Annotated in this window: 12 protein-coding genes; 10 read left to right on the top strand and 2 right to left on the bottom strand. The window is 69.4% G+C overall.

Annotated elements, in window-relative coordinates; translation table 11 throughout:
• Positions 1–183: 183 nt before the first annotated feature.
• From VA603_RS05700 to VA603_RS05730, 7 genes are all read left to right on the top strand, one after another.
• Entirely contained in the window at positions 184–2,496 is a 2,313-nt protein-coding gene (locus VA603_RS05700; protein ID WP_323438212.1) for a TonB-dependent receptor, read from the top strand.
• Between the two features lie 192 nt (positions 2,497–2,688).
• Positions 2,689–3,249 carry a nucleoside deaminase gene (locus VA603_RS05705; RefSeq protein WP_323438213.1) on the top strand — a complete coding sequence of 187 codons (561 nt, stop codon included), beginning with the start codon at positions 2,689–2,691 and terminating at the stop codon, positions 3,247–3,249.
• A gap of 131 nt (positions 3,250–3,380) precedes the next feature.
• Positions 3,381–4,430 carry a 23S rRNA (cytidine(2498)-2'-O)-methyltransferase RlmM gene (gene rlmM, locus VA603_RS05710; protein ID WP_192286643.1) on the top strand — a complete coding sequence of 350 codons (1,050 nt, stop codon included), beginning with the start codon at positions 3,381–3,383 and terminating at the stop codon, positions 4,428–4,430.
• Positions 4,431–4,517: 87 nt separating this feature from the next.
• Positions 4,518–4,898 (top strand): hypothetical protein, encoded by a 381-nt coding sequence (locus tag VA603_RS05715; RefSeq protein WP_323438214.1) that lies wholly within the window; start codon positions 4,518–4,520, stop codon positions 4,896–4,898.
• Positions 4,899–4,938: 40 nt separating this feature from the next.
• Positions 4,939–5,925, top strand: coding sequence for an SMP-30/gluconolactonase/LRE family protein (locus VA603_RS05720; protein ID WP_323438215.1), 987 nt, complete (start codon positions 4,939–4,941; stop codon positions 5,923–5,925).
• A 31-nt stretch (positions 5,926–5,956) separates the two neighbouring features.
• On the top strand, positions 5,957–6,679 hold the full coding sequence (locus VA603_RS05725) for a hypothetical protein (RefSeq protein WP_192286645.1): 723 nt from the start codon (positions 5,957–5,959) through the stop codon (positions 6,677–6,679).
• A gap of 106 nt (positions 6,680–6,785) precedes the next feature.
• The gene (locus tag VA603_RS05730) at positions 6,786–7,190 is read left to right on the top strand and encodes an EF-hand domain-containing protein (RefSeq protein ID WP_132864940.1); all 405 of its coding nucleotides are present in this window, start codon (positions 6,786–6,788) and stop codon (positions 7,188–7,190) included.
• A 110-nt stretch (positions 7,191–7,300) separates the two neighbouring features.
• On the opposite strand, the gene VA603_RS05735 is transcribed toward VA603_RS05730, so the two are convergent.
• Both VA603_RS05735 and ubiH read right to left on the bottom strand, forming a co-directional pair.
• Complete coding sequence (locus VA603_RS05735; protein ID WP_132864941.1) at positions 7,301–8,479, bottom strand: UbiH/UbiF family hydroxylase; 1,179 nt, start codon at positions 8,477–8,479, stop codon at positions 7,301–7,303.
• Positions 8,476–9,687, bottom strand: coding sequence for a 2-octaprenyl-6-methoxyphenyl hydroxylase (gene ubiH / locus VA603_RS05740; RefSeq protein ID WP_323438216.1), 1,212 nt, complete (start codon positions 9,685–9,687; stop codon positions 8,476–8,478). The genes VA603_RS05735 and ubiH overlap by 4 nt, the downstream gene beginning before the upstream one ends.
• A 115-nt stretch (positions 9,688–9,802) precedes the next feature.
• Between ubiH and VA603_RS05745 the strand changes: the two genes are divergently transcribed.
• The 3 genes from VA603_RS05745 to VA603_RS05755 all read left to right on the top strand — a co-directional run bounded on the left by VA603_RS05745 (position 9,803) and on the right by VA603_RS05755 (position 11,938).
• The gene (locus VA603_RS05745; protein ID WP_132864943.1) at positions 9,803–10,384 is read left to right on the top strand and encodes a hypothetical protein; all 582 of its coding nucleotides are present in this window, start codon (positions 9,803–9,805) and stop codon (positions 10,382–10,384) included.
• A gap of 13 nt (positions 10,385–10,397) precedes the next feature.
• Positions 10,398–10,952: a cob(I)yrinic acid a,c-diamide adenosyltransferase gene (locus VA603_RS05750; RefSeq protein ID WP_132864944.1), complete on the top strand. Its 555-nt coding sequence runs from the start codon at positions 10,398–10,400 to the stop codon at positions 10,950–10,952.
• A gap of 62 nt (positions 10,953–11,014) precedes the next feature.
• Positions 11,015–11,938 carry a histone deacetylase family protein gene (locus VA603_RS05755; RefSeq protein WP_132864945.1) on the top strand — a complete coding sequence of 308 codons (924 nt, stop codon included), beginning with the start codon at positions 11,015–11,017 and terminating at the stop codon, positions 11,936–11,938.
• The last annotated feature ends 59 nt before the right edge of the window (positions 11,939–11,997 follow it).

Here is an 11,997-nt window from a genome sequence, read left to right on the forward strand (position 1 = left end):
CCTGCTTCATTGCCCCCGGCACGCCGCGCTGCTCCTCAGCGCGGCTTTTTTTCAGCGTGTTCATGGACAGCGCAAGTGACGCATCGCGCGTTCATCGCGCTGCCGTAAACAAGCTTTCATGTTGGTTTTCCATAGTGGCCGCGCACCTGTTTCACCGCGCCCTCCCCCACGCCACGGACCGACATGCAGACCCGACACCTGAGCCTTGCCATCCTTGCCGCGCTGACTTCCGCGCCGCTGTACGCCGCCACCCCCGAGGACGTGGGCGAACGCACCGACGCCACCGCGGCAACCGCCGCCAGCGCCAGCGCGCAGACCCTGGACGCGGTCTCGGTGATCGGACGCGGCGAAACCCGCCAGGTGCAACGCATCAGCGAAGTCGACAAGCAGGTGCTGCCGCCCGGCAGCAGTGGCCAGAAGATCCTCGACCGGCTGCCCGGTGTCTCGGTGCAGTCCAACGACGCCTTCGGCGCCAACGAGGAATCACAGACCATCAGCCTGCGTGGCTTCGACAAGAACCGCCTGGGCTACACGCTGGACGGCATCCCGCTGGGCGACAACAGCTACGGCAACTACAACGGCCTGAGCATCGCCCGCGCCCTGATCGCCGAGAACCTGACCGGCGCCGAACTGGCGCAGGGCATCGGCTCGCTGGGCGTTGCCTCCACCAGCAACCTGGGCGGCACCATCCAGTATTTCTCCAGCGACCCCTCCAGCGTGTTCGGTGGCCGCGCCAGCATCACCATGGGCGAGGACAACCAGCGCCGCGGCTACCTGCGCGTGGACACCGGCGAATACAACGGCTTTGCCGCCTACGTGTCCGGCGTGCACCAGGACGCGGACATGTGGGCCGCGCCCTACCAGAACCAGACCACCCGACAGTTCAATGCCAAGGCGGTGTGGAATGTCGGCGACCATCGCTTCGGGGCATTCGTCGCCACCTCGCGGGTGAGCCAGGCCAACTACGCCTACCTGTCCAAGAGCATGCTCGAGCGCGGCCTGGGCTGGGACTGGAACATCTATGCCCCGGATTGGGACCGCGCGGTCGCCGCCGCCTACTGCGCCCCGGCCACCTTCAACGCCGACCGTTGTGCGTTCGTCGATGGCGTCAGGAGCATCGACGATGCGTACTACCAGAGCCGCGCCCTGCGCGATGACAACCTGTACGCGATCGACGCCGACCTGCGCGTGGCCGAGCAGGGCCGCCTGAAGCTGCTCGCCTACCACCACGAGAACCGTGGCCAGGGCCATTGGTGGGCACCGGGCCAGCCCTCCTATCCGGGCACCGACAAGATGCTGCCCATCTCCATCCGCAGCACCAACTACACCATCAACCGCCAGGGCGTGACCGCCGCACTGTCCTGGACGCTGGGTATCCACGAGCTGGAAGCCGGGCTGTGGTGGGAACAGAACGACCACAACGTCGAGCGCAACTTCTACTACATCAGCGGCCCGTTCCTGGACGACGTCTACCTCAACCACCCGGACCGCCGCCTGTTCGACCAGGACTACGACATCCGCACGCGCCAGTTCTACGTGCAGGACCGCATGCGCTTCATGGACGACCGCCTGGTCGTGGACCTGGGCATCAAGAGCCCGAACACGCGGATGCGCGCCGTCGCCAGGCCGGGCACCGAGACCCGCCTCGCCTCCGGCACGTTGACCGCCAGGGAATCGGTGCTGCCGCAGGCCGGCATCGGCTTCAAGCTCACCCCGAACAACGAGCTGTTCGCCTCGTATGCGGAGAACATCGCCGCCTTCGTCGGCGGCGGCAGCGGCGGCCCGCTGCAGGTGTCGCCGGAATCGTTCGCCGCCAGCGCCGGGCTGGAGCCGGAGAAGTCCAGGACGCTGGAAGCCGGCTTTCGCACCTTCGGCGAGAGGTACCAGGCCTCGCTTGCCGCCTACGCGGTGAAGTTCGACAACCGCCTGCTCTCGCTCAACCCGTGTTCGAGCATCGAGGTCGGTACCCGCCCGGAATGCGTCACCCGTTTCATCAACGTCGGCTCGGTGAAGAGCCACGGCGCGGAGCTGACCTTCATCCTCAAGCCGGTCGATGGCCTGCAGTGGTACAACGCGCTGTCGTGGAACAAGTCCACCTACCAGGACGACTACCTCTCCGGCGGCCAGGTGGTGCCGGTGGCCGGCAAGATCACTGTCGATACGCCGCAGCGGATGGCCTCCAGCGAACTGAGCTGGAACCACGACGGCTGGTTCGCCAGCCTGCGCGGCAAGTACACCGGCAAGCGCTACTACACCTACACCAACGACCAGTCGGTGCCGGGCGTGACCACCTTCGACGCCGGCTTCGGCTACACCTTCGGCCCCGGACTGGGCCTGCAGGACCTGAAGGTGTCGATGAACGTGACCAACCTGACCAACAAGCGTTACGCCGGCCAGCTCAGCTCGTTCGCCCCGACCGACCCGACCGGCACCCGCTACGCCATCCACGCCAGCGCGCCGCGTCAGGTGTTCATGACGCTCAGCGCCGGATTCTAGGCCAAACGACCAGCCGGCAGACGGCCCGGCCTGAATCCCCTCCCTTCTGCGTCGCAGAAGGGAGGGTTGCGGCGGGAACACGCCCGAGGCAGCCCCGCTCCCCTCAGATGAACAGCCCCCGGCCCCGTCGGTGAGCCCCCGGCCCCAGTCCTATACACTGGCCGCCGTTTTTGCCTCTGGTTGGTCATCGTCATGCTTCACGCGCAGGTTCACCTCACTCTTCCCGTCTGGATCCACGACGCCGTCGATTGCGACCGCGCGTATACCGGCGACGAGGCCAAGGTGTCCCTGGCCGTGGAGCTGTCGCGGCTGAACGTCGAGCACGGCACCGGCGGCCCGTTCGGTGCGGTGGTGTTCGACCCGGATGACAGGGTCATCGCCGCCGCGGTGAACCGCGTGGTGCCGCACGCCACCTCGCTGGCACACGCCGAGAACATGGCCTACATGCTGGCCCAGCAGAAGCTCAACACGCCGCGCCTGAACGCGCTGCTTGCCCCCATCACCCTGGCCACCTCCTCGCAGCCCTGCTGCCAGTGCTATGGCGCCACCGTGTGGGCCGGCATCGACCGCCTGTTGATCGGCGCCAGCGCCGCCGACGTGGAAGCGCTCACCCCGTTCGACGAAGGCCCGCTGCCGGCCAACTGGGTCGGCGAGCTGAACAAGCGCGGCATCGAGGTCGTGCAGGGCCTGCAGCGTGACGCCGCACGCGCGGTACTGGCCCACTACGGCCAGAACGAAGGCGCACGCTACTGATTCCCGACGCCCCGCTCCCACCGGAAGCGGGGCTGCGATGAACCGCTGACGCGACCTGCCAGCAGCGTCGCCAGTGCCTTCGCCCACCGCTGCACCACCGCCACTCCACCTGCCCTCCACCAAGGACTTCCATGACCGGCCTGCTGTGCTACTGCCGCCAGGGTTTTGAACCCGAACTCGCTGGCGAGTTGAACGAACGCGCCGGCGCGGCGGGCATCGCCGGCTATGCGCGCACGCAGCGCAACGACGGCTACGTGGTGTTCGTCACCGACCAGGCCGCCGAACTGGACCAGCGCCTGGCATGGCGCGAGCTGATCTTCGCGCGCCAGAAACTGCGCGTGCTGGCCGAGTTGCCGCAGCTGGACCCGTCCGACCGCATCACCCCGATCATCGCCGCGCTCGAAGGCCAGGCGCGTTTTGGCGACCTGTGGGTCGAGCACCCCGATTCGGATGCCGGCAAGCCGCTGGCCGGGCTGGCGCGCAGCTTCGGCAACGCGTTGCGCCCGGCGCTGCGCAAGGCCGGCCTGCTCACCGACAAACCCAACACCAAGCTGCCGCGCCTGCACGTGGTGTTCGTCGACGGCACGCATGCCTTCGTCAGCGTCGCCGACACCCGCGACAGCGCACCGTGGCTGCTCGGCATCCCGCGCCTGAAGCTGCTGCCCGACGCGCCCTCGCGTTCGGCCTTGAAGCTGGAAGAGGCGCTGATGACCCTGCTCACCCCGGAAGAACGGGAGGCGCTGGTCAAGCCGGGCATGCGCGCGGCCGACCTCGGCGCGGCACCGGGCGGCTGGACCTGGGTGCTGACCCGCCAGCACGTCCAGGTGCTAAGCATCGACAACGGCCCGTTGCGCCAGCACGTGCTCGATACCGGGCTGGTCGAACACCTGCGCGCCGACGGCTTCCATTGGCAGCCGGAGACGCCGTTGGACTGGATGGTCTGCGACATGGTCGAACAACCCCGCCGCGTCGCCGAGCGCATGGCCACCTGGCTGCGCCAGGGCTGGTGCCGGCACGCCATCTTCAACCTCAAGCTGCCGATGAAGAAGCGCTGGGACGAAACCCGCCTGTGCCTGGACCTGTTCGCCGAGCAGGCCGGCAAGCCGCTGACCCTGCGCGCCAAGCAGCTGTACCACGACCGCGAGGAAATCACGGTCTTCGTCACGCCCGCCTCGCGCTGAGCGGCCCGGGCCCGGGCCGCCTTCCTCCAACAGGCGGGCGAGCCCGCAGCGGCTACCATGGCGGCGTGCCCTGAAACGGAGTCCGCCATGTTGCGTTCGTTCCTGTTGCTCGTCGCCCTGCTCGCCGGCAGCGCCTGCAGCGCCCCGGCCACCACCCATCCCCCTGTCACGGCGCCCACGCCGCCCCCCCAGGCAACGGCGGTGGTGATCGACCAGAGCTGCCGCACCGATGCCGACTGCACGGTGAAGGATGTCGGCAATTGCTGTGGCTATTACCCGGCCTGCGTCAACGTCAACAGCCCCACCGACCCGAAGGGCGTGCAGGCCAGCTGCCAGGCACGCGGCATGATGAGCGTCTGCGGCTTCAGGGAGATCAGCGGCTGCAGCTGCATGCAGGGCAAGTGCGCCGCCCGGGAGGCCGAGGCCGGTTCACTGCGGCGGCCACTGCAGATGGACGGCCAACGCTGAGCGGGAATGCCGCGCGGTTGCCTCCGCAACCACCGCCCGCATGCACGACGTGCTCTGGCACACTGCCCCGGACCGTGAACCCGAGGATGCCGCCATCACCCGCCCTGCCCGCCTGTCCCGCGTCGTTGCTTCCCTGAGCCTGCTGCTGGCCGGCAGCGCCTGTGCCGCCGCGCCGTTCCTCGTGCGCGACCATGTGGGCGACGGGGTGTTCACCGCCGGCATCGAGGGGCCGGCCACCGGCCCGGACGGCGCGCTGTACGTGGTCAACATCGGCAAGGACGGCACCGTCGGCCGGGTGAACGCCGACGGCATCGCGGAGACCTTCCTCACCCTGCCCACGGGCAGCGTGGGCAACGGCATCCGCTTCGGCGCCGATGGCCGCATGTTCATCGCCGACTACGCCGGCCACAACGTGCTGCAGGTGGACCCGACCACGCGCACGGTCACGGTGTTCGCGCACCTGCCCGATGCCCACCAGCCCAACGACATCGCGCAGGCGCCAGATGGCACGCTGTACGCCAGCGACCCGGACTGGGCACGCCCGGACAACGGCCAGCTGTGGCGGATCGACCGCGACGGCACCGTACACCTGCTCGAACGCGGCATGGGCACCACCAACGGCGTGGAAGTCAGCCCGGACGGCGCCCGGCTGTACGTCAACGAAAGCGTGCAACGCAACGTATGGGTCTACGACCGCGCCGCCGACGGCAGCATCGCCAACAAGCGCCTGCTGGTCCGCTTCGCCGACCATGGCATGGACGGCATGCGCTGCGACGTGGACGGCAACCTCTACATCGCCCGCTACGACGCCGGCGTGGTCGCGATCGTGTCCCCGGCCGGCGAGCTGCTGCGCGAGGTGCCACTCACCGGCCGCAAGCCGACCAACGTGGCCTTTGGCGGCACTGACGGCCGCCAAGTCTTCGTGACCCTGCAGGACCGTGGCGCGGTGGAAACCTTCCTGGCCGAGCGACCGGGGCGTGAATACGGCGGGGCACCGCTCCAGTCTCAGCCTGTGCCATCGCGATAAGGCATCCTGTAGTCCTTCCGGGAGGACCACGATGCAAGCAATCGAACTGAAGGATCCGGCGGCGTTCGGCAATGAGTTCCTGCGGCTGACGCTGCTGCAGGGCTTCCAGTCGCTGACCAAGCGTGACCTGGAACTGTTGATCTTCGTGCTGCTCGAACGCGACGGCAGCATCGACCGCAGCGAGTCCAATGCCGCGGTGGCGCTGCGCCTGCGGGTCACCCCGGCCAAGGTCAAGGGACTGCGCCGCGACGGCTACGCCCGCTGGCGGGCGCTGGTGCCCGAGGAGGGCGAGGCCGCGCTGCAGCGCATCGTCGCCGGCGTGCTGACCGAAGCCAACCTGCGCTCGGGCGCCAAGCACGTCAGCGAACGCAGCCGCAAGGAAGGCTTCCTGGCCATCCGCATCGAGCACCCGGATGACGCGCAGCAGTTCGAGCAGGCGATCCTCGACGTCGGCGCGATCCCGGTCTACGAGCGCAACCGTGAGGTGGTGGCGGTGCGTTTCGACACGCTGGTGCAGATCGCCGAGCGCTGGAACTACCTGCAGCCCGATCCCCAGGCCACGCTGGCGGCATTGAAGAAGCTGGCGCCGGCCTCCGAAGAGGTCGCCGACCTGCTGAAGAAGGACGTCAAGCAGCTGCGCTGGGACGACGCACGCCGCGCACTCAACAGCCTCGGCGCAAAGGCGGTCAGCTCCACCGTCGAGGGCGGCCTGCGCGGGCTGCTGAAGCTGGTGTTCCCCTTCATTCCGGGCTGAGCGGCCGGCATCGGGTTCACCGGCCCGCACCTGCGGGCTACCATCACCGCGGCGGCGCGCGTCCCGCGCGTGCCGGCTGCCTCCCCTGGATCACGTGAGCCGTTTGATGACCTGCCCGTTTCCCGCCCGCCTTGCCCTGTCGCTGTTGCTGGGCGCTGGCACCTTCGCCGCGTTTGCCCAGCAGCGCCCTGCCCCGGCCGTCAGCACGCCGCTGACAGAGGTGCCGGTCAACGTGCGCGAGCAGCCGCTGTCCAGTGGCCGTGTCACCCATGCCGTGCAGGTGCGTACCGAACCCGGCCAGGCCCCGGTGACGATCCGCTCGATCCAGCCGGACACCGTGGCCGGCAACTACCGCATTGATTTCACCGCGCTGGACCTCGATGGCGATGGCTTCATCAGCCGCGCCGAAGCACAGGCCAACCCGGCGCTGGCCGATGAGTTCAATGCGCTGGACACGGCCCGTCGCGGCAAGCTGTCACGCGAGCAGCTCGCCGGCTGGCTGAAACCGTAGGCGCGCCCCTGAGCGTGAGGCGGGCCATCGGACCGTCCTCTGGGTTGGCGGCCGAGAGGAAATCCCTGCGCGCTGCCTGCTGTCTATCGGCTTCGCGGCCGAGGCCGCGCCTACAGGCCCGAGGCGCGCTTCCAGAACAGTGACAACAACGGCGGCATCCTGCCGGCCATGCCCAGCAGGGCGCCACGGGCCAAGGTCAGGTGCATCTCGTCGTTGGAGAACACCTTGTTGATCGCATCGAAGCTGTAGGCGGCCACGGTGTTCTCGCTGCGCCGCGTGCGCGCCCAGCGTTGCAGGCGGTGCGGCGTACTCCACTCCTGGCGACGTTGCCGGGCATCACGCACCAGCTCACGCAGGCCGGCCACGTCGCGCAGGCCCAGGTTCACGCCCTGACCGGCCAGCGGGTGCACCACGTGCGCGGCATCACCCAACGTCAGCACGCGCCCGGCGACATAGCCCTTGGCCAACTGCCGGCGCAACGGGAACGCGGCGCGCGGTGAGGCCACCTTCATCTGCCCCAGCCGGCCGGCGAAGGCGTTGGTCAACTCCCGCTCGAACGCCGCATCCTCCAGCGCCAGCACCCGTTCTGCCTCGGCATCGGGCAAGGTCCATACGATCGAGCTGCGGTACTTGTCGTAGGGCAGCACCGCGAGCGGGCCGGTATCAAGGAAACGCTGCCAGGCCGTTGCTTCGTTCGGTCGCTCGCTGTCGATGTAGCCCACCACGCCGCGCTGGCCGTAGTCGTGCCGGCTCACGTCCAGCCCGGCCAACGTGCGCAGGGTGGATTCGGCCCCGTCGGCGGCAATGGCAATGGCCGCCTCGATGCGGCGGCCATCGTCCAGGCGCAGGCGCACGCTGCCGGCGTCCTGTTCCATTTCCACCACCTTGGCCGGGCAGTACACCTGCACGCCGGCTGCCGGCAGCGCCGCCCACAGCCGGTCGACCAGCAGGCCGTTCTCGACGATCCAGCCCAGCTCACGCCGGCCCAGCGTGTCCGCGTCGAAGGTCAGGTCGCCGCCACCGCCGGCATCCCAGACGCGCATGCGCCGGTAGGCATAGGCGTGCCCGCCCTCGACCTGTGACCACACGCCCAGCCCATCCAGCAATGCGGCATTGTCGGCGGCAAAGGCGAACACACGCAGGTCCGGGCGTTGCGGCGACCACGGCGGCGGCTCGCGGCCTTCCACCAGCGCCACCTGCAGGCCTTCCTTCGCCAGCGCCAGCGCGCAGGCACCGCCCACCACGCCGCCGCCTACTACGACTGCATCCCATTGTCCGCGCCGGCTCATCGCGCTTCACTCCTGCACAACTCGGGCACCTGCCCACGGAATCCCATCGCACCGCCCACCAGGAACGATTGCAGCGGCGCGGCCTGCGCGGCGGCCACCAGGCCCAGGCTGCGCAACGGCCGCATCAGCGGCGAGGCATTGCTGGTCAAGCGGGCCAGGCCGTCGGAGAAGGCCAGGGTCTGCTCGCGGTCCGGGCCGCGGCGCTGCACATAGGCCTGCAGCAGTGCATCAGCGCCCGGGTCCATTGCGCCATCGGCAATCAGTTCGGCCAGGGTCAGCGCATCGCGCAGGCCCAGGTTGAAGCCCTGCGCGCCCAGCGGATGGATGGTCTGCGCGGCATTGCCGAGCAGCAGCGCGCGTTCGCCGACCAGCTTCCTGGCCAGCACCTGGATCAACGGGTACGCACTGCGCGGCCCGCTCTCCAGCAGCCGCCCGGCGCGCCAACCCACCGCGTCCTGCAGGCGCGCCAGCCAGGCGCGCTCATCCAGGGCCAGCACCGCATCGGCCTGGTCGCGGGCCACGCCATGGACCACGCCGTAGTGGCGGTCCCCGCGCGGCAGCAGGGCGGTCGGGCCGGTATCGGTGAAGCGTTCGTAGGCACTGCCGTCCGGTGCCTTGGCCGCGCGGACGCGGGCCACGAACAGGGTCTGCGCGTAGTCGTGCTCGGTCACCTCGATGCCCAGTGCTTCACGCACCGCGCTGCGGGTACCGTCGGCCCCGACCACCAGCCGGGCCCGCAGGCGACGTTCGCCGTCCGCCTCGGCGATGACCACCTCCCGGTAGCCATCGCTGCCGGCGCCCAGCCCGACGAACCTGGCCGGGCGATAGCGGGTCAGGTGCTGCAGCTCGCCCAGCCGGGCTTCCAGTGCATCGCCAAAATCACGCGCCACCACCACTTGGCCGAACGCCTCGCGGCCGTAATCCTCCGCGCGCATCACCACCCGGCCGAAATCCCCGGCGCGGCTGACATGGATGCGGCGGATCGGCCCGCCCGGGTTGCCCAGCCGCTGCATCACGCCCAGTGCGGTCAACGCGTTGACCGTGGCCGCGGCGAAACTGAGGTTGCGCTGGTCGAACACCGCCGGCAACGCCCCACCCGGCGTGGCTTCGACCAGGCCCACGTCCAGCCCCAGCCGGTCCAGCGCAATGGCCAGGCTGGCCCCGACCAGGCCACCACCCACAATCACTACGTCATGGTTCTTGCTCATCCCGCCATGATACGGGCTCGCCCGCCTGCTTCGACCCCGGCCCGTCCGCCGCCGGACGCCGGTTCACCCCCAGTCCGGCTAGAATGGCCCCCTGATTAACGGGAACCGACCATCCATGACCGCCAACGTCCAACGTGCCTTCATCCTGTCCCTGCTCGTGCTGCTGATGGCCGGCACCCGCATCAACCATTTCGCGCCGATCCCCGACGCCTCCTGGGCGGTGTTCTTCATCGGCGGCTTCTACTTGCGCGACTGGACCCGCTGGGCCTTCCCGCTGCTGATGGCACTGGCGGTGGTGGTCGACTGGGCGGTGATCAGCAACCAGGGCATGAGCTTCTGGCAGCACTACTGCGTCTCGGCCGCCTACTGGATGCTGGTGCCAGCCTACTTCGCGATGTGGGCCGGCGGCATGCTGCTGCGCCGCTTCCACAAGGCTGCCAGCTGGCAGTCGCTGGGCCTGCTGGTGGCCAGCCTGGTCGGCTCGGTCGCGCTGTGCCACCTGATCGCGCAGGGCAGCTTCTACTGGATCAGCGCCTCGGTCGCCGACCCGACCGTCGCCGGCTGGGCCAAGAACTACGCCGACTGGCTGCTGCCTTACCTGCGCACCGCCGCCCTGTACACCGGCGCCGCCGCCCTGGTCCACGTCGTCGTGGAAGCCGTTGCCAAGCAGCCGGCCACCGGCCGCGTCGCCCACTGAGGACGGCGTCGGCATGGGCAACCGTCTTTCCAGGATCTATACCCGCACCGGTGACGATGGCAGCACCGGCCTTGGCGATGGCAGCCGCACCGGCAAGGATTCGCTGCGGGTCAACGCCTACGGCACCGTCGACGAGGCCAACTCGGCCATCGGCGTGCTGCTGGCGGTCCCCCTGCCCGACGACGTGCGGACACTGCTGACCACCATCCAGCACCAGCTGTTCGACCTGGGCGGGGAGCTGTGCATCCCCGGCCACGCCGCCATCCACGCCGCCGACATCGACGCGTTGGAGCAGCACCTGGACCGCTACAACGACGACCTGCCGGCGCTGAAGGACTTCATCCTGCCGGCCGGCGGCGAAGCGGCTGCCCGCTGCCACCTGGCGCGCACCATCGTGCGCCGCGCCGAGCGCGAGACGGTGGCCCTGGCCCGTCAGGAAGACATCCGTGGCGAGGCGGTGCGTTACCTGAACCGCCTGTCCGACCTGCTGTTCGTGCTGGCCCGGGTGCTGGCCCGCGCCGACGGCCATGGTGAAGTGCTCTGGAACCACGAACGCCGGCGCGGCTGATCCCTCCTTCCCCCTCCCAGGACGCCGCGCAACGCGCGGCGCCGACGGTCCAGAGTGCGGCCATGCTGGTATTCACCCACCCCGCCTGCCTTGAACACGACCCCGGCATCGACCATCCGGAGTCCCCGGAGCGCCTGCACGCGGTGATCTCGGCGCTGCGCGCCGAATTCCCGGACCAGCTGGAATGGCGGCAGGCACCGGCGGCCAAGCTCGGCGAGCTGGCACGGGTGCACAGCCGCGAACTGATCGACGACATGCTGCGCGCCCAGGTCGCCCCGCTGCGCCGCATCGACCTGGACACCTTCACCTCGCCCGGCTCGGCCAGCGCCGCCCTGCACGCCGCCGGCGCCGGGGTCGCCGCCGTGGACGCGGTGATGCTGGAGGACGACCGCCGCCACGTGTTCTGCGCGGTGCGCCCGCCCGGCCACCATGCCACAGCCGATACCGCGATGGGCTTCTGCCTGTTCAACAACATCGCCGTGGCCGCGGCCTATGCCCGCGACAAGTACGGCCTGGAACGCATCGCCATCGTCGATTTCGACGTCCACCACGGCAACGGCACCCAGGCCATCTTCGAGGCCGACCCCAAGGTGGCCTACTACAGCACCCACCAGTCGGGCCTGTTCCCGTTCTCCGGCAGCATGCGCGAGCGCGGCGTGGGCAACGTGTGCAACATCCTGCTGCCGCCGGGCAGCGGCGGCTTCCGCTTCCGCAACACCTGGGCCGACGACATGCTGCCGCAGATCGAAGCGTTCCAGCCCCAGCTGTTGTTCATTTCCGCCGGCTTCGACGCCCACATGCGCGACCCGCAGGCCGACCTGATGGTCGAGACCGAGGATTTCGGCTGGCTGACCCGTGAGCTGGTCACCCTGGCCGAGCGCCACGGCAGCGGACGGGTGGTATCGATGCTGGAGGGCGGCTACGACCTGCAGGCCCTGCGCGAATGCAGCGTCGCCCATGTCCAGGCCCTGCTGCCATCGGCCTGATGGATGAACCCGACCCGGCTTCGCCGGGTGCCCTTCATTGCCCCCATGCAGGCGATGCG

Source organism: Stenotrophomonas capsici (genome assembly GCF_034961085.1).
Classification (GTDB): Bacteria; Pseudomonadota; Gammaproteobacteria; order Xanthomonadales; family Xanthomonadaceae; genus Stenotrophomonas; species Stenotrophomonas capsici.

Excerpts from the sequence above, each read along its gene's own strand:
- VA603_RS05705 (WP_323438213.1), top strand. The coding sequence starts at position 2,689 with ATGCTTCACGCGCAGGTTCACCTCACTCTTCCCGTCTGGATCCACGAC.
- VA603_RS05750 (WP_132864944.1), top strand. The coding sequence starts at position 10,398 with ATGGGCAACCGTCTTTCCAGGATCTATACCCGCACCGGTGACGATGGC.
- VA603_RS05745 (WP_132864943.1), top strand. The coding sequence starts at position 9,803 with ATGACCGCCAACGTCCAACGTGCCTTCATCCTGTCCCTGCTCGTGCTG.
- VA603_RS05720 (WP_323438215.1), top strand. The coding sequence starts at position 4,939 with ATGCACGACGTGCTCTGGCACACTGCCCCGGACCGTGAACCCGAGGAT.
- VA603_RS05735 (WP_132864941.1), bottom strand. The coding sequence starts at position 8,479 with ATGAGCCGGCGCGGACAATGGGATGCAGTCGTAGTAGGCGGCGGCGTG.
- VA603_RS05725 (WP_192286645.1), top strand. The coding sequence starts at position 5,957 with ATGCAAGCAATCGAACTGAAGGATCCGGCGGCGTTCGGCAATGAGTTC.
- VA603_RS05715 (WP_323438214.1), top strand. The coding sequence starts at position 4,518 with ATGTTGCGTTCGTTCCTGTTGCTCGTCGCCCTGCTCGCCGGCAGCGCC.
- VA603_RS05700 (WP_323438212.1), top strand. The coding sequence starts at position 184 with ATGCAGACCCGACACCTGAGCCTTGCCATCCTTGCCGCGCTGACTTCC.
- ubiH (WP_323438216.1), bottom strand. The coding sequence starts at position 9,687 with ATGAGCAAGAACCATGACGTAGTGATTGTGGGTGGTGGCCTGGTCGGG.
- VA603_RS05730 (WP_132864940.1), top strand. The coding sequence starts at position 6,786 with ATGACCTGCCCGTTTCCCGCCCGCCTTGCCCTGTCGCTGTTGCTGGGC.
- VA603_RS05755 (WP_132864945.1), top strand. The coding sequence starts at position 11,015 with ATGCTGGTATTCACCCACCCCGCCTGCCTTGAACACGACCCCGGCATC.
- rlmM (WP_192286643.1), top strand. The coding sequence starts at position 3,381 with ATGACCGGCCTGCTGTGCTACTGCCGCCAGGGTTTTGAACCCGAACTC.